1 protein-coding gene is annotated in these 379 nt (G+C 75.7%); it reads right to left on the bottom strand.

Going from position 1 to position 379, the window contains the following annotated elements; genetic code table 11:
• A partial coding sequence (eda, locus tag ACH13J_RS18400) for a bifunctional 4-hydroxy-2-oxoglutarate aldolase/2-dehydro-3-deoxy-phosphogluconate aldolase (protein WP_397544795.1) occupies positions 1 to 379 on the bottom strand: 379 nt, incomplete at both ends.

A 379-nucleotide genomic window follows, 5' to 3' on the forward strand; every position in this document is an offset into this window, starting at 1 on the left:
GCGGCGACCGCCCCGCGCGGGGCCAGCCAGCTGCCGCCCACGCACATCACGTTGTCCAGCCGCAGGTAGTCGGCAGCATTGGCGGGCGATATGCCGCCCGTCGGGCAGAACGCCATGCCCGGCAAGGGCCCGCCGAACGCCTTGAGCGCCGCCGCCCCGCCGGCCGCCTCCGCGGGGAAGAACTTGAGCATGTCATAGCCGCGCTCGGCCAGGCGCATCACCTCGCTCGCCGTGGCCGCCCCGGGCAGCAGCGGCAAGCCCTCGGCCTCGCTCGCGTTCAGCAGCGCGTCCGTCGCGCCGGGCGAGACACCGAACATTGCACCGGCAGCGCGGGCGGCGCGCACGTCCTCGGCCGTGATCAGCGTGCCCGCGCCCACGG

Origin of the sequence: Roseovarius salis (genome assembly GCF_044472985.1) — a bacterium.
Taxonomy (GTDB): Bacteria; Pseudomonadota; Alphaproteobacteria; order Rhodobacterales; family Rhodobacteraceae; genus Roseovarius; species Roseovarius salis.